This window comes from Pseudomonas sp. FW305-3-2-15-C-LB1 (assembly GCF_058787615.1).
Map to the genome: position 1 here is coordinate 103,283 of NZ_JBYSZX010000008.1, position 14,643 is coordinate 117,925.

Consider the following 14,643-nt stretch of genomic DNA (forward strand, 5'->3'; position numbering starts at 1 on the left):
TTCAGCTCGTTATTCGGCTCGCGCCCGCACGTGGATAGCCGCAAAAGGCTCATTCTGGACCAGCTCGACCAGGGACTCCTTGACCAGTTCGAGGATCGCCATAAACGTCACTACCACTCCCAGGCGCCCTTCCTCGGCGGTGAACAGCTCGACAAACGGCACGAAACCACCGCCCTTGAGGCGCTCCAGTACGTCGCTCATGCGCTCGCGGGTGGACAGCGCCTCGCGGCTGACCTGGTGACTTTCAAACATATCGCCGCGGCGCAGTACCTCGGCCATGGACATCAGCAATTCTTCCAGGCTCACGTCCGGCAACAGTTTGCGCGCACGGGCCTCGGGGGCATCCAGCTTGGGCACCACCACGTCGCGGCCCACCCGGCTCAGGCCATCGATGCCTTCGGCGGCGGCCTTGAAGCGTTCGTACTCCTGCAGGCGGCGGATCAGTTCGGCGCGCGGGTCATCTTCTTCGGCTTCCACCGTCTCCGAGCGCGGCAGCAGCATGCGCGACTTGATCTCGGCGAGCATGGCAGCCATCACCAGGTACTCGGCGGCCAGCTCCAGGCGCACCGACTGCATCAACTCCACATAGCCCATGTACTGACGGGTGATCTCCGCCACCGGGATGTCGAGGATGTTGATGTTCTGCTTGCGGATCAGGTACAGCAGCAAGTCCAGCGGGCCTTCGAACGCCTCAAGGAAGACTTCCAGCGCGTCCGGCGGAATGTACAGGTCCAGAGGCATTTCCATGACCGCCTGGCCATACACCATGGCAAACGGCAGTTCCTGCTGGGCCCCCGCCTGGCTGTCGACGGTTTCCACGGCCGACATTCAGGCCTCGACCATGAACGGAGCCGGATCGCCGCAACCCACGCGGATCACTTCGGGTTCGCCGTCGGCCAAGTTGATCACGGTGGAGGCCTTGTTGCCGCCGTAGCCGCCGTCGATGATCAGGTCGACGTGCTTTTCCAACAGCCGGCGCATTTCGTAAGGATCGTACAGCGGCTCGTCTTCACCCGGCATGATCAACGACACGCTCATCAACGGCTCACCCAGCTCTTCGAGGAGCGCCAGGGCAATGGGGTGCTCTGGCACCCGCAGGCCGATGGTGCGCTTCTTGGGGTGCAGCAGCAGGCGCGGCACTTCGCGGGTAGCGTTGAGAATAAAGGTGTAGGGCCCCGGCGTGTGCGCCTTGAGCAGGCGGAAGGTGCCGGTGTCGACCTTGGCAAACAGCCCCAACTGGGACAGGTCGCTGCAGATCAGCGCGAAGTTGTGCTTGTCGTCCAGCTGACGCAGGCGTCTTACCCGCTCGACCGCACCCTTGTCGCCGATCTGGCAACCGATGGCGTAGGACGAGTCGGTGGGGTAGATCACCACGCCGCCGGCGCGGATGATCTCGACGGCCTGTTTGATCAGGCGCGCCTGGGGGTTTTCCGGATGAATCTGGAAGAATTGACTCACGTGTTCTACCTGTTCAGACGGTGGCAATAATGGGGTCATGCTTGAATCGCCCCCACAAGAGCGGCAAATCTTCCGGGACGGGGCGATACTCGCCGATCTCGGACCAGCCGCCTGGGCCATGAAAATCACTGCCGGCGCTGACCAGCAGACCAAATTCGCGGGCAAGAATCGCCAGGCTGCCGACCTGTTCGGCGGGTTGATGCCCGTTGACCACCTCGATTGCGTGGCCGCCCGCTCCAATATAGTCGGCAATCAGCTTGCGGCGCTTGCTGCGGGTGAAATCGTAGTGCCAGGGATGGGCCAGGCTGACCCAGGCCCCGGAGGTGCGCAGGGTCTCGACGGTGTCTTCCAGGGTCGGCCAGTGTTGCTTCACATCCCCCAACTTGCCGGCGCCCAGCCATTTGCGGAACGCTTCGGCGCGGTCCTTTACAAAACCTTCACGTACCATCCAGTCGGCAAAGTGCGGCCGGGCCGGTGCGTTACCGCTGTCACCCAGTTCCTGCTGGATGGCGCGGGCGCCGTCCAGGGCACCGGACATACCTTTAAGGCCGAGTTTGCGGCTTATTTCTTCGGACCGCAGCCAGCGGCCATCGTGCAGTTGGGCGATGGCTTCAACCAAAGGCGGGGCGTTTTGATCAAAACCGTAGCCGAGCACATGAATGGTGGCGCCGCCCCAGGTGCAGGACAATTCCACACCGTTGACCAACTGCATGCCCAAGGCATGCGCGGCTTCCCGGGCTTCGTCGAGGCCTTCGAGGGTGTCGTGGTCGGTCAACGCCAGGACTCGCACGCCTTTTTCAAACGCACGCGCAACCAGTACCGCGGGCGCCAGGGCGCCGTCGGAGGCCGTGCTGTGGCAGTGCAAATCAACATTCACGGGGATCTGTAACCTCAAGTCAGCTGGCGCTTTCGCTACCAAGGATGTTTGTTATTATGCCGCCACATCCAGCTTCTGGCTCTTACTGTGAAACAATTCATCGACTTCATCCCGCTGTTGCTGTTTTTCATCGTTACCAAGCTCGACCCCAGGGTCATCGAAATCGCCGGTCATGCGTTCTCGTTCGGTGGCATCTACAGCGCCACCGCTGTGCTGATCATCAGCTCTATCGTCGTCTACGGCGCCATTTTCATCTCCCAGCGCAAACTGGAAAAAAGCCAATGGCTCACCCTGGTCGCATGCCTGGTATTCGGCGGCCTGACCCTGGCGTTCCACAGCGAAACCTTCCTCAAATGGAAAGCACCGGTGGTGAACTGGCTGTTCGCCCTGGTCTTTATCGGCAGCCACTTCATCGGTGACCGCCTGCTGATCAAGCGGATAATGGGCCACGCGCTGACCCTGCCGGATCCGGTGTGGACACGCTTGAACGTTGCGTGGATCGTGTTCTTCCTGTTCTGCGGCGCCGCCAACCTGTTCGTGGCCTTTACCTTCCAGGACTACTGGGTCGACTTCAAGGTCTTCGGCAGCCTGGCCATGACCGTGCTGTTCCTGGTCGGCCAGGGTATCTACCTGTCGCGCCACCTGCATGACGTCGCCCCTACCACCCCGAAAACCGAGGATTGACATGCTCTACGCCATCATTGCCACCGACGTTGCCGACTCGCTGGAAAAACGCCTGAGCGTGCGCCCGGCCCATGTCGAGCGCCTCAAGCAGCTGCAGGCGGAAGGCCGTATCGTGCTGGCGGGTCCACACCCTGCGGTAGACAGCAACGACCCAGGCGACGCCGGGTTCACCGGTAGCCTGATCGTCGCCGAGTTTGCCTCCCTGGCCGATGCCCAGGCCTGGGCCAAGGCTGATCCTTATGTAGCTGCCGGCGTTTACGCCGACGTCGTGATCAAGCCGTTCAAGCAAGTCCTGCCTTGATCACGGCCACGCCGAACCTAATCGGTTCGGCGCGCTCCTAATTGCTCATTATTCTCGGTAACCTGCCGACAACGTTCTGAATATTCGTGTGGAATCAGGAGTTCCGATGCGCTTACGTCAGTTGTGTCTGTTGGCAGTGGTAATGATCGGGGCTACGGCCCACGCTGAAGAAACCTCGAACACCGGCAGTTCCACGCCTCTGTCCTTGAGTGCCGGCGCCCAGATCACCGAGTTGCAGCAGCGGTTGAAAGAAAGCGAACGCCAGCGTGAAGAATTGAGCAAGCAACTGCAAAACGTAGAGGCTACCCGAGAAAGCGCCCAACTGAGTCGCCTTCGCCAAGAGAACCAACGCCTGGCCCAGCAACTCAAAGAAACACAGGGCGGCGCCTTGACCCGATGGCTGACCGAGCAGCAACAATGGTTCGTCACCGGTGGGGCCGTCGCGCTGATCGCCTTGCTGTGCGGGATCTTCGCCAGCGGTGGGCACCGTCGCCGTCGACAATGGCTAAATTGAGTGAGTCATGAGCGAGCTGTTACTGATAGATGATGACCAGGAGCTCTGCGAGCTGCTGACCAGTTGGTTGAGCCAGGAAGGCTTCCAGGTGCGTGCCTGCCATGATGGCTTGAGCGCCCGCAAAGCCTTGGCCGACAGTGCCCCGGCCGCGGTGGTACTCGACGTGATGCTGCCCGACGGCAGCGGCCTGGAACTGCTCAAGCAATTGCGCAACGACCACCCGGAGCTGCCGGTGCTGATGCTCTCGGCACGCGGCGAACCGCTGGACCGCATCCTCGGCCTGGAACTGGGCGCCGACGATTACCTGGCCAAGCCCTGCGACCCGCGCGAGCTTACCGCCCGGCTGCGCGCTGTGCTGCGCCGCAGCCACCCGGCCGCCGTGTCCACCCAGCTCGAATTGGGCGACCTGTGTTTCAGCCCGGTGCGCGGCGTGGTCAGCATCGATGAACAGGAATTTTCCCTCACCGTCTCCGAAAGCCGCCTGCTGGAAGCCTTGCTGCGCCAGCCCGGCGAGCCGCTGGACAAACAGGAACTGGCGCAGATCGCCCTGGGTCGCAAGTTGACCCTTTACGATCGCAGCCTGGACATGCACGTGAGCAACCTGCGCAAAAAAATCGGCCCGCACCCGGACGGACGGCCACGCATCGTGGCGTTGCGCAGTCGGGGTTACTACTACAGCCTGTAAAAACACGCGGGGTCCATTCTGATGCAAAAAGCCCAGCTGGCAGGCTGGGCTTGTTGTTCAAGGGGTTTTCATCGCGTCGGTCGTCGCCTTGATGATCGCTTTCGCCGCTTCGACACTGATGGGCAGCGGTGCCTGCAAATCATCTGGATCTGACTTGGGCCGGTGGTGGAAATACCGTAGCAGCGCGATCAACAGCAGGGTCGGGACGGTTGAGAGGGCCACGATGATGGGAATATCACCCGTACTGTGCGGGCGCACGGCGCTGAAAAAATACCAGGCGCCGGCTGAGACCCGGATGTTTCCCAAAAAGACGAAGCCCAACAGCGCAATGTAAAACAACAAGATCAAGACGACGGTGACGGTCGTCAGTCGCTTCTCCCACCTGAAGCGCCAGGACTCTCTTCTCAGATAGTCGCTGATCAGGCCAGGATTATCAGCCTCGCCTCCCGCCAGGTCGTCGCTGGTATCAATCATAAAAGCCCAATCGCCTTCAGCCTGAATTCCATTGCTGCCGTCGACACACCAAAAGCACTGGCCAGCTTTACGATGTCTGTGACGCGCTGCTCAAGCACCATATGTTTCACCAGCGCGGCCGGCATCAACAGAGCAGCGGCAAATCGATTGGCTGCGATCTCTTTCGGGTCCCTGGACTTGGCACTGAACTGCTCGGAAGTATCTCGAGGTGCGTCCAGGTCTCCGTGCACATGGTGACCAATCTCGTGCGCAATGGTGAAACGCTGCCTTACCGGCGCATCCATGAAGTTGTAAGTAATCAGCGGAGCGCCGTCCCGGAAGGAGTAATGGCCGCTTTCATTCGGTCGCCAGGTATCCGGTTCAAAAGGTGCAAGCGCCTTCACCTCGATAGCCATTGCCTCGGCAATGGCTATCGGGTTCACCGGCAACCGACCATTCCAGTGGGCACGCAGGACGTCGTCTGCAGTTCGGTACTCCATGCGGCCTCCTTAATAGATGGCGGGAACGATAGTTTGACGGGGTCAGAAATGAGATCGAAGTCTGAACAAGTCGATAGACCCCGTCAAATTGTAGTTGACAGGTTAAAAATGTTTAGCACTCAGGGCCTCATCGAAAAAAGCTGTTCATTTATACAGCCATCACGACCACACGCCAACTCCCTCAAGACATGCTGTAGCAATTGAGTGAGCCTCTTTTCCTATAGCTATCGGCAGTTTTGTCAACTCAGCCCAAAACCCTCTTTACCCAAGCTTTACCCACACCTGACCGCCGCTGACCTTGATCGCCTTAATCTACTCACATCCGGACTCACCGGAATAGAGACAGGAGAATCACCATGCGCAAGACCCTTATCGCTTTGATGTTCGCCGCTGCCCTGCCGACCGTTGCCATGGCGGCAATGCCCGAAGGCCCGGGCCCGATGGGCGGCCCTGAAGGCCATATGATGGGTGGCCCGGGTCACGGCGGCGAACACGGTCCGCGTGGCAAAGGCGGGCCCTTCAGCCAACTGGACCTGAGCAAGGAACAGCGCGAGCAGATCCGCAAATTGATGGGCGACCAGTGGCACGCTCGCAAGGACCTGACCAGGAAGTACCTGGACAAGCTCCCGGCTGCTGACCAGAAGGCCATGCAGGACGAAATCGCCGCCGGCAAGCAGAAAACCCAGGCGGATATCCGCGCCGTACTCAAGCCTGACCAGCAGAAGAAATTCGACGAGATCGTCAAGCAGCAGGAACAGCGCCGCGCCGAATGGAAGGAATTCCAGGCCTGGAAAGCGCAACAGCCGCAAAAAGCGCAATAATGCCCCCGCGTTAACGCTCCCAGCCCAGTGGCCCCCGCCACTGGGCTTTTCCTGCTTGAGGGTTTCCTGTGCGTTCATTGTTCTGGCGCATCCTGGCCAGTTTCTGGCTGGCCATCGCCTTGGTTGCCGGGTTGTCGATCCTGCTTGGGCATATGCTCAATCAAGATGCCTGGATTCTCAGCCGTCACCCAGGCCTCAACAACCTGGCCGAAGAGTGGACCCAACTCTACGAAACCCAGGGTGAGGACGCTGCCCAGGATTTGCTGCAACAGCGCAAACGCCAGTACCACATCGACGTGCAGGTGCTGAACGAAAGCGGCGAGCCGGTGGTGCGCGGCACCTTTCCCCGCAGAGCCGCCGCCTTCGAAGCCCGCCAGAACGATAGCAAGGACAGCCACCTGCCCTGGCGCCGCCTGACCGCTGAATACACCAGTGAGAAGACCGGCGACACTTACCTGTTGATCTACCGCATCCCGCACCCGGAACTGGACGAATGGCATCGCAGCAGCCTGACATGGCCGTTGAGCGCATTGGTCATCGCCTTGGTGGTGCTGACCCTGTTCAGCCTGTTCGTGACGCTGTCCATCACGCGCCCCTTGAGCCGACTGCGCGGCGCCGTGCATGACCTGGGGCAAGCCACCTACCAGCAAAACAGCCTGGCGCAGCTGGCCAACCGACGCGATGAATTCGGCGTGCTGGCCACCGACTTCAACCGCATGGGCGCGCGCCTGCAAAGCCTGATCGGCAGCCAGCGCCAGTTGCTGCGCGACGTGTCCCATGAACTGCGTTCGCCGCTGGCCCGCCTGCGCATCGCCCTGGCCCTGGCCGAACGCGCCAGCCCCGAAGAACGGGAAAAACTCTGGCCTCGCCTGACCCGCGAATGTGATCGCCTGGAGGCACTGATCAGCGAGATCCTGGTACTGGCCCGCGTCGATGCCGATAACGCCAGCGCCGAAGAGATCGACCTCAACCCGTTGCTCAAGACCCTGCAAAAGGACGCTCAACTCAGCGCGCCCGACCAGGTGGTGCAGCTCACCACCGATCCCGAACTGCACCTCAAGGGGTGGCCGACCATGATCGAACGGGCAGTGGACAACCTGCTGCGCAACGCCCAGCGCTTCAACCCGCCGGGTCAGCCGATCGAGCTGCACGCCCACCTTCACGGCGAGCATATTGTGATCAGCGTGCGCGACCACGGCCCCGGCGTTGACGCCGAACACCTGAGCCAATTGGGCGAACCGTTCTACCGCGCCCCCGGCCAGACCGCACAAGGTCACGGCCTGGGCCTGGCGATTGCCCGTCGCGCCGCCGAGCGCCATGGTGGCAGCCTGTTCCTGGCCAATCACGCCCAAGGCGGTTTTATCGCCAGTATCGACCTGCCGCTGGAACCTGGGATTGTCACACCGGCCTGATGATCTTCTATAGTGGCCCTTCTCTCAAGGAGGGCCTTTGATGACAAACCTGCTGACTCCCATCCAAGCCGCACTCGATCTACCGCGCGCGCCGCTGACCAGCACCGAAGCCGGCGCCCTGCCCTCGGCCTTTGCCGTCACCGACCTGGCCGTTGCCAGTATCGGTGCGGCCGGCCAGGCCGTGGCCCAGCTGATCCAGCAACAGACCGGACGCCTTCCCGGCGTCAGCGTAGACCGGCGACTCGCGTCCTTCTGGTTCTCGTCTTCGATTCGTCCGGTAGGCTGGGAGACGCCGCCGCTGTGGGACCCGGTGGCCGGTGACTACGCCAGCGCCGATGGCTGGATTCGCCTGCACACCAACGCACCCCACCACCGCGCCGCCGCCGAACGGGTACTGGGCAAGGTGGCTGATCGCATCGCGATGGCCAACAAAGTTGCCACTTGGAATACCGCCGAACTGGAACAGGCGATTGTCGATGAAGGCGGTTGTGCCGCGCAGATGCGTACCTGGCAAGCCTGGCAAACCCACCCTCAGGGCCTGGCCGTCAATGCCGAGGCCCTGGTGCAGCGCCAGACCTTTGCAACCTCCGTCAAAAAGCCCTGGCTCGGCTCGGTGGCGCGGCCGCTGGCGGGCCTCAAGGTGCTGGACCTGACCCGCGTGCTGGCCGGCCCGGTGGCCAGCCGCTTCCTCGCAGGGTTGGGTGCGGATGTATTGCGTATCGACTCGCCGACCTGGAACGAACCCGGCGTGGTGCCGGAAATGACCCTGGGCAAACGCTGCGCCCGCCTGGACTTGAAAAGCGCCCAAGACCGCGAGGTTTTCGAGCGCCTGCTCAAGGACGCCGACATTGTGTTCCACGGTTACCGTGCCGACGCCCTGGAACAACTGGGCTACAGCGCCAGTGAGCTGCAAACCCTCGCCCCCGGCCTGATCGACGTGAGCCTCAACGCCTACGGCTGGAGCGGCCCGTGGCGCAATCGCCGGGGTTTCGACAGCCTGGTGCAGATGAGCAGCGGGATTGCCGCCGCGGGCATGGCCTGGAAACAAGCGGACAAACCGGTGCCGCTGCCATTGCAGGCGCTGGATCACGCCACCGGGTATTTGATGGCGGCCAGTGCGATTCAGGCACTCAGTGAGCGATTGAAATCCGGCCGTGGTGGGGCGGCGCTGTTGTCGCTGGCGCGTACGGCGAAGTTGCTGGTGGACGCCGGACAAGTGCCGGAGCAGCCGGCGTTGCGGGCCGAGCAACCGAGCGATCAAGGCCTGGTAGTGGAACAGACGGCCTGGGGCCAGGCGCATCGATTGTTGCCGCCGGTGACTATCAGCGGCACGCCGTTGCAATGGGATCTGCCGGCTGGGGAACTGGGTTCACACCAAGCGCAGTGGTGACTCGACTATCGCCATCGGGGGCAAGCCCCCTCCCACATTTTGACCACATTCCAAAGGATGTACTCGGTCAAGTGTGGGAGCTGGCTTGCCTGCGATGAGGCCAGTACAGGCACCATCAATCTGAGCGCTGCAACGACGTCCAGAGATGCTGCGCTGCATACGCCCGCAACGGCCGCCACGCCTCGGCCCGCGCCAGCAGCTGCCGCGCCGACACCGGCCCACCTTCCAGCGCCGCCAGCGCATTGATCAATCCGATATCCCCCGACGCAAATGCATCCGCCTCACGCATCTGGCGCATGGCGATGTACTGCGCGGTCCAGTCGCCAATCCCCGGCAACGCCACCAAGCGCGCCACACCTTCCTTGAGGCTGGCCTTGGGTTGGAACACCTCAGGGTCATCCAGGAGCGCCTGCGCGACACCGGACAAGGTCCGCCCACGCGCCTTCGGCATGCCCAAGGTGGCCAGGTCCGCCGCCGCCAGCACCTCGGGCGCGGGGAACACATGGGTGATACCGGCGTACGGCGTCTCAAGCAGTTGGCCATACTGCGCCACCAACTTGCCCGCCAGGCGAATCGCCGCCACCACCGTAATCTGCTGGCCCAGCACTGCACGAATCGCCAACTCCAGGCCGTCCCAGGTGCCCGGCACACGCAGGCCGGGACGGGCCGCAACCAGCTGAGCCATCAAGGGATCAGTCGCCAGTTGAGCGCTGATCCGTTGAGGTTGGGCGTCCAGATCAAACATGTTGCGCAAGCGCCGATCGATCTCGGGCAGCGCCGCCGCCTCCGGAAAATCCACCGCGACGTCCAGCCAGTCACCCGCGCCCGGCGCGACGCTGAGCCAGCCATGCCGGCCACCCACGCTGATGCTGCGCCGGTAAACGCCGGCCTCGACGGTCTCCATACCCGTAATCGCCCGCGCCGCCAGAAAACCTACCATCGCCGCCCAATCATAAGGCGGCTGATACGTCAGCCTCACAACGACAATACCCCACTGTACAGCCCATACGCCGCCAGCCCTGCGCCGGTGATCACACAGCTGAAAATGCCTTTTTCCATGTGGGTAAACAAGGGCTGGCGCTGCTCACGCTTGGCGAGGGCAAACAGGATCACCCCCGGCGCATACAACAGCGCCGACAGCAGCAGGTACTTCAAGCCCCCGGCGTAGAGCAGCCACACGGCGTAGCCGAGTGCAATCAGGCCCACCAGCAAGTCCTTCATGCGCTGGCCGTGGGCATCTTCGTAGGTTTCGCCGCGCCCGCTCAATAACACGGCATACGCCGCCGACCACAGGTAGGGCACCAGGATCATCGACGAGGCCAGGTAAATCAGGGTGGTGTAGGTGCTGTGGGAAAACAGCGTGATCACCAGGAACACCTGGATCATCACATTGGTCAGCCACAGCGCGTTGACCGGCACCTGGTTGGCGTTTTCCTTTTTCAGGAACGCCGGCATGGTCTTGTCATGGGCCGTGGCGTAGAGGATTTCCGCACAGAGCAGCGCCCAGGACAACAAGGCGCCGAGCAGTGACACCGCCAGGCCGATGCTGATCGCCATCGCCCCCCAGGGGCCGACGATATGCTCCAGCACACCGGCCAGGGACGGGTTTTGCAATTGCGCGAGTTCCGGCTGGCTCATGATGCCCAGGGACAACACATTCACCAGCACCAGCAGGGCCAGCACGCCCAGAAAACCGATCACCGTGGCGCGGCCCACGTCCGAGCGTTTCTCGGCCCGCGCCGAGTACACACTGGCGCCCTCGATGCCGATAAACACAAACACGGTGACCAGCATCATGTTGCGCACCTGGTCCACCACGTTGCCCATATTCGGGTTGCCCAGGCCCCAGATATCGCGAGTGAAGATATCCGCCTTGAACGCTACGGCGGCGATCACGATAAACATCAGCAACGGCACGATCTTCGCCACCGTGGTGATCTGGTTGATGAACGCTGCCTCCTTGATCCCGCGCAGCACCAGAAAATGCACGGCCCACAGCAACAATGATGCGCAGCCGATGGCCACCGGCGTGTTGCCCTGGCCGAACACCGGGAAAAAGTAGCCGAGGGTACTGAATAGCAACACGAAGTAACCGACGTTGCCCATCCACGCGCTGATCCAGTAGCCCCAGGCCGACGAGAACCCCATGTAGTCACCGAACCCGGCCTTGGCGTAGGCATACACGCCCGAATCCAGTTCGGGCTTGCGATTGGCCAGGGTCTGGAACACGAAGGCAAGGGTCAGCATGCCGACCGCGGTGATCGCCCAGCCGATCAACACGGCCCCCACCTCGGCGCGTGCGGCCATGTTTTGCGGCAAGGAAAAAATCCCGCCGCCGATCATCGACCCCACCACCAAGGCAATCAGGGCACCAAGACGCAGTTTCTGGGCCGGTTGAGACATGAACACTCCTGAATGAACTGCAACTTGAGCTGACAACCGTGCACTCGGCTAATTAACTCAGCGAGTGTAGCGGTTATTAGTGAAGGCGATAAAACAGACGAGCTCATAACACAATGGCATGTCAGGTCGTCCCGTTCAGGCGTATTTAGAATTTAAATACGCCTGGGTCTGAGACTTCGTAAAACATCGTTCAAAAAGTTTGCACATTCAGGAATACGGACTAGCTTCAAACGTCCATAGACTTGGCCAAATGATTAATCAAAAAGGGATAGATGGCTCTGCGCCAAGCTTTCCCGAGGATTTGCATCGCCCACGAACTTCTACCCTAAGTCATTAATTCACAATGGAATGTGCCAATGAAGTGATCTGAGTCAGCTGTTTGATTAGCGCACGGATTTATTCTGTGGTCTCTCTTCTCCTGCATTGGAGTTATGCGATGTCTGAATCTCCCGGAAAACTACGACTCGGCGCACTGGTTGCACTTGTCGTGGGCTCGATGATTGGCGGCGGGATCTTTTCACTGCCGCAAAACATGGCCGCCAGTGCCGATGTCGGCGCGGTATTGATTGGTTGGGTAATTACCGCCATCGGCATGTTGACCCTCGCTTTTGTGTTCCAGACCCTCGCCAACCGCAAGCCCGACCTCGACGGTGGCGTGTACGCCTACGCCAAGGCGGGTTTCGGCGATTACATGGGTTTCTCGTCCGCCTGGGGTTACTGGATCAGTGCGTGGCTGGGCAACGTGGGTTACTTCGTGTTGCTGTTCAGCACCCTGGGTTACTTCTTCCCCATTTTCGGCGAAGGCAACACGCCGGCTGCGGTGATCGGTGCCTCGGTGCTGCTGTGGGCCGTGCATTTCCTGGTGCTGCGCGGGATCAAGGAAGCGGCGTTCATCAACCTGGTGACCACCGTCGCCAAGGTCGTGCCGCTGGTGCTGTTCGTGCTGATCGCGCTGTTCGCATTCAAGCTGGACATCTTCACCGCCGACATCTGGGGCGTGAAAAACCCCGACCTGGGCAGTGTGATGAACCAGGTGCGCAACATGATGCTGGTCACCGTGTGGGTGTTCATCGGCATCGAAGGCGCGAGCATCTTCTCGTCCCGTGCGGAAAAACGCTCCGACGTGGGCAAGGCCACCGTGATCGGCTTTATCACCGTGCTGCTGTTCCTGATGCTGGTGAACGTGCTGTCCCTGGGGATCATGACCCAGCCGGAACTGGCCAAGCTGCAGAACCCGTCGATGGCCGCCGTGCTGGAGCATGTGGTAGGCCACTGGGGCGCGGTGCTGATCAGCGTCGGTTTGATCATCTCGCTGCTGGGGGCACTGCTGTCGTGGGTGCTGCTGTGTGCGGAGATCATGTTCGCCGCCGCCAAGGACCACACCATGCCGGAGTTCCTGCGCAAGGAGAACGCCAATCACGTACCGGCCAACGCCCTGTGGCTGACCAACGCCATGGTGCAGATATTCCTGGTGATCACGCTGTTTTCCGCCAGCACCTACCTGTCGCTGATCTACCTCGCCACCTCGATGATCCTGGTGCCCTACCTGTGGTCGGCGGCCTACGCGTTGCTGCTGGCGGTACGCGGCGAGACTTACGAAAACGCCATTGTCGAGCGCAAGAAAGACCTGTTCATCGGCGCTATCGCGCTGGTCTATGCGGTCTGGCTGCTTTACGCCGGCGGCGTCAAATACCTGCTGCTTTCCGCCCTGCTGTATGCCCCCGGCGTGATCCTGTTCGCCAAGGCCAAGCATGAACTGGGCAAACCGATTTTCACCAACGTCGAGAAGCTGATTTTCGCCGCGGTAGTCATTGGCGCCCTGGTGGCTGCCTATGGCCTCTACGACGGCTTCCTGACTCTGTAATTCTGACTGGAGGATCTGTAATGACCACGGAAAAAGTGAAGTACGGCGTACATTCCGAAGCCGGCAAACTGCGCAAAGTCATGGTGTGCTCCCCAGGTTTGGCCCACCAGCGGCTGACCCCCAACAACTGCGATGAACTGCTGTTCGATGACGTGCTGTGGGTGGCCCAGGCCAAGCGCGACCACTTCGACTTCGTCACCAAGATGCGCGAGCGGGATATTGATGTGCTGGAAATGCACAACCTGCTCACCGACATCGTCGCCATCCCCGAAGCATTGGACTGGATCCTGGAGCGCAAGATCACCGCCAACACGGTTGGCCTCGGCCTGGTCGATGAAGTCGGCTCCTGGCTGCGCAGCCTGGAGCCGCGCAAAATCAGTGAGTACCTGATTGGCGGCGTGTCGGCCGACGACCTGCCGAGCAGCTTCGGCGGCAAGACCATCGAGATGTTCCGCGACTTCCTCGGGCATTCGAGCTTCATCCTGCCGCCGCTGCCCAACACCCAGTTCACCCGCGACACCACCTGCTGGATCTACGGCGGCGTGACGCTGAACCCGATGTACTGGCCGGCGCGACGCCAGGAAACCCTGCTGGCCTCGGCCATCTATAAATTCCACCCCGAGTTCACCAACGCGGACTTCCAGATCTGGTACGGCGACCCCGACCAGGAGCACGGCGCCTCCACCCTGGAAGGCGGCGACGTGATGCCGATCGGCAACGGCGTGGTACTGATCGGCATGGGCGAGCGCTCATCCCACCAGGCCATCGGCCAACTGGCGCGCAACCTGTTCAAGAACAAGGCCGTGGAGCGCGTGATCGTCGCCGGCCTGCCGAAATCCCGCGCGGCGATGCACCTGGACACCGTGTTCAGCTTCTGCGACCGCGACCTGGTGACCGTCTTCCCCGAAGTGGTCAACCAGATCGTGCCGTTCACCCTGCGCCCGGATGAGAGCAAGCCGCACGGCATCGACATCCAACGCGAGAAAACCAACTTCCTCGAAACCGTGGCCGCAGCCCTCAACCTCAAGGCACTGCGCGTGGTCGAGACCGGCGGCAACAGCTTCGCCGCCGAGCGCGAACAGTGGGATGACGGTAACAACGTGGTGGCCGTGGAGCCTGGCGTGGTGATCGGTTACGACCGCAATACCTACACCAACACCCTGCTGCGCAAGGCCGGCGTGGAAGTCATCACCATCAGCGCCGGTGAACTCGGCCGCGGGCGTGGCGGCGGCCACTGCATGACCTGCCCGATCATCCGCGACCCTATCGACTATTAAGGAG

At 61.5% G+C, this 14,643-nt stretch carries 16 protein-coding genes; 9 read left to right on the forward strand and 7 right to left on the reverse strand.

The genetic code is table 11. The annotated features are described in order from the left end of the window. Nucleotides 1-9: 9 nt before the first annotated feature. The 3 genes from AC3WP7_RS17295 to AC3WP7_RS17305 are packed head-to-tail and all read right to left on the reverse strand — an operon-like array spanning nucleotide 10 to nucleotide 2,335. Nucleotides 10-828 carry a segregation and condensation protein A gene (locus AC3WP7_RS17295; RefSeq protein WP_028617720.1) on the reverse strand — a complete coding sequence of 273 codons (819 nt, stop codon included), beginning with the start codon at nucleotides 826-828 and terminating at the stop codon, nucleotides 10-12. After that, on the reverse strand, nucleotides 829-1,458 hold the full coding sequence (locus AC3WP7_RS17300; protein ID WP_016975422.1) for an L-threonylcarbamoyladenylate synthase: 630 nt from the start codon (nucleotides 1,456-1,458) through the stop codon (nucleotides 829-831). A 13-nt stretch (nucleotides 1,459-1,471) separates the two neighbouring features. Then, nucleotides 1,472-2,335, reverse strand: coding sequence for a PHP domain-containing protein (locus tag AC3WP7_RS17305; RefSeq protein ID WP_092246932.1), 864 nt, complete (start codon nucleotides 2,333-2,335; stop codon nucleotides 1,472-1,474). Between the two features lie 87 nt (nucleotides 2,336-2,422). Here AC3WP7_RS17305 and AC3WP7_RS17310 point away from each other — a divergent pair, with 87 nt between their 5' ends. The 4 genes from AC3WP7_RS17310 to AC3WP7_RS17325 all read left to right on the forward strand — a co-directional run bounded on the left by AC3WP7_RS17310 (nucleotide 2,423) and on the right by AC3WP7_RS17325 (nucleotide 4,519). Continuing rightward, on the forward strand, nucleotides 2,423-3,019 hold the full coding sequence (locus AC3WP7_RS17310; protein WP_071489418.1) for a septation protein A: 597 nt from the start codon (nucleotides 2,423-2,425) through the stop codon (nucleotides 3,017-3,019). Between the two features lies 1 nt (nucleotide 3,020). Further along, a complete protein-coding gene (locus AC3WP7_RS17315) occupies nucleotides 3,021-3,320 on the forward strand; it encodes a YciI family protein (RefSeq protein ID WP_071489417.1) in 300 nt (99 codons plus the stop codon). A gap of 106 nt (nucleotides 3,321-3,426) precedes the next feature. Continuing rightward, complete coding sequence (locus AC3WP7_RS17320; protein ID WP_092246926.1) at nucleotides 3,427-3,834, forward strand: SH3 domain-containing protein; 408 nt, start codon at nucleotides 3,427-3,429, stop codon at nucleotides 3,832-3,834. A 7-nt stretch (nucleotides 3,835-3,841) separates the two neighbouring features. Further along, nucleotides 3,842-4,519 (forward strand): response regulator transcription factor, encoded by a 678-nt coding sequence (locus AC3WP7_RS17325; protein ID WP_071489415.1) that lies wholly within the window; start codon nucleotides 3,842-3,844, stop codon nucleotides 4,517-4,519. A 57-nt stretch (nucleotides 4,520-4,576) separates the two neighbouring features. Here AC3WP7_RS17325 and AC3WP7_RS17330 read toward each other — a convergent pair whose 3' ends face one another. Together AC3WP7_RS17330 and AC3WP7_RS17335 are read right to left on the reverse strand one after the other, a co-directional pair. Continuing rightward, entirely contained in the window at nucleotides 4,577-4,993 is a 417-nt protein-coding gene (locus AC3WP7_RS17330; RefSeq protein WP_092246924.1) for a hypothetical protein, read from the reverse strand. Continuing rightward, nucleotides 4,990-5,472, reverse strand: coding sequence for an ImmA/IrrE family metallo-endopeptidase (locus tag AC3WP7_RS17335; protein ID WP_092246921.1), 483 nt, complete (start codon nucleotides 5,470-5,472; stop codon nucleotides 4,990-4,992). Before AC3WP7_RS17335 ends, AC3WP7_RS17330 begins: the two co-directional genes overlap by 4 nt. A 356-nt stretch (nucleotides 5,473-5,828) precedes the next feature. On the opposite strand from AC3WP7_RS17335, the gene AC3WP7_RS17340 reads away from it, so the two are divergent. From AC3WP7_RS17340 to AC3WP7_RS17350, 3 genes are all read left to right on the forward strand, one after another. Further along, the gene (locus AC3WP7_RS17340; RefSeq protein WP_093125276.1) at nucleotides 5,829-6,293 is read left to right on the forward strand and encodes an LTXXQ domain protein; all 465 of its coding nucleotides are present in this window, start codon (nucleotides 5,829-5,831) and stop codon (nucleotides 6,291-6,293) included. Nucleotides 6,294-6,361: 68 nt separating this feature from the next. Further along, nucleotides 6,362-7,705, forward strand: coding sequence for a sensor histidine kinase (locus tag AC3WP7_RS17345; protein ID WP_092246915.1), 1,344 nt, complete (start codon nucleotides 6,362-6,364; stop codon nucleotides 7,703-7,705). Between the two features lie 40 nt (nucleotides 7,706-7,745). Then, complete coding sequence (locus AC3WP7_RS17350; RefSeq protein WP_102591873.1) at nucleotides 7,746-9,095, forward strand: CoA transferase; 1,350 nt, start codon at nucleotides 7,746-7,748, stop codon at nucleotides 9,093-9,095. 115 nt (nucleotides 9,096-9,210) lie between these two features. On the opposite strand, the gene AC3WP7_RS17355 is transcribed toward AC3WP7_RS17350, so the two are convergent. Both AC3WP7_RS17355 and arcD (AC3WP7_RS17360) read right to left on the reverse strand, forming a co-directional pair. After that, nucleotides 9,211-10,074, reverse strand: coding sequence for a DNA-3-methyladenine glycosylase family protein (locus tag AC3WP7_RS17355; RefSeq protein ID WP_092246908.1), 864 nt, complete (start codon nucleotides 10,072-10,074; stop codon nucleotides 9,211-9,213). Continuing rightward, entirely contained in the window at nucleotides 10,071-11,498 is a 1,428-nt protein-coding gene (gene arcD, locus AC3WP7_RS17360; protein ID WP_093125261.1) for an arginine-ornithine antiporter, read from the reverse strand. Before arcD (AC3WP7_RS17360) ends, AC3WP7_RS17355 begins: the two co-directional genes overlap by 4 nt. Before the next feature lie 436 nt (nucleotides 11,499-11,934). Here arcD (AC3WP7_RS17360) and arcD (AC3WP7_RS17365) point away from each other — a divergent pair, with 436 nt between their 5' ends. Both arcD (AC3WP7_RS17365) and arcA read left to right on the forward strand, forming a co-directional pair. After that, nucleotides 11,935-13,362: an arginine-ornithine antiporter gene (gene arcD, locus AC3WP7_RS17365; protein WP_102591874.1), complete on the forward strand. Its 1,428-nt coding sequence runs from the start codon at nucleotides 11,935-11,937 to the stop codon at nucleotides 13,360-13,362. Nucleotides 13,363-13,382: 20 nt separating this feature from the next. After that, a complete protein-coding gene (arcA, locus tag AC3WP7_RS17370; protein ID WP_071489406.1) occupies nucleotides 13,383-14,639 on the forward strand; it encodes an arginine deiminase in 1,257 nt (418 codons plus the stop codon). The last annotated feature ends 4 nt before the right edge of the window (nucleotides 14,640-14,643 follow it).

What these genes read in the sequence shown, in the direction of transcription:
- AC3WP7_RS17295 (WP_028617720.1), bottom strand. Translation starts at nt 828, where the DNA reads ATGTCGGCCGTGGAAACCGTCGACAGCCAGGCGGGGGCCCAGCAGGAA.
- AC3WP7_RS17315 (WP_071489417.1), top strand. Translation starts at nt 3,021, where the DNA reads ATGCTCTACGCCATCATTGCCACCGACGTTGCCGACTCGCTGGAAAAA.
- AC3WP7_RS17320 (WP_092246926.1), top strand. Translation starts at nt 3,427, where the DNA reads ATGCGCTTACGTCAGTTGTGTCTGTTGGCAGTGGTAATGATCGGGGCT.
- AC3WP7_RS17325 (WP_071489415.1), top strand. Translation starts at nt 3,842, where the DNA reads ATGAGCGAGCTGTTACTGATAGATGATGACCAGGAGCTCTGCGAGCTG.
- AC3WP7_RS17330 (WP_092246924.1), bottom strand. Translation starts at nt 4,993, where the DNA reads ATGATTGATACCAGCGACGACCTGGCGGGAGGCGAGGCTGATAATCCT.
- AC3WP7_RS17335 (WP_092246921.1), bottom strand. Translation starts at nt 5,472, where the DNA reads ATGGAGTACCGAACTGCAGACGACGTCCTGCGTGCCCACTGGAATGGT.
- AC3WP7_RS17340 (WP_093125276.1), top strand. Translation starts at nt 5,829, where the DNA reads ATGCGCAAGACCCTTATCGCTTTGATGTTCGCCGCTGCCCTGCCGACC.
- AC3WP7_RS17350 (WP_102591873.1), top strand. Translation starts at nt 7,746, where the DNA reads ATGACAAACCTGCTGACTCCCATCCAAGCCGCACTCGATCTACCGCGC.
- arcD (WP_093125261.1), bottom strand. Translation starts at nt 11,498, where the DNA reads ATGTCTCAACCGGCCCAGAAACTGCGTCTTGGTGCCCTGATTGCCTTG.
- arcD (WP_102591874.1), top strand. Translation starts at nt 11,935, where the DNA reads ATGTCTGAATCTCCCGGAAAACTACGACTCGGCGCACTGGTTGCACTT.
- arcA (WP_071489406.1), top strand. Translation starts at nt 13,383, where the DNA reads ATGACCACGGAAAAAGTGAAGTACGGCGTACATTCCGAAGCCGGCAAA.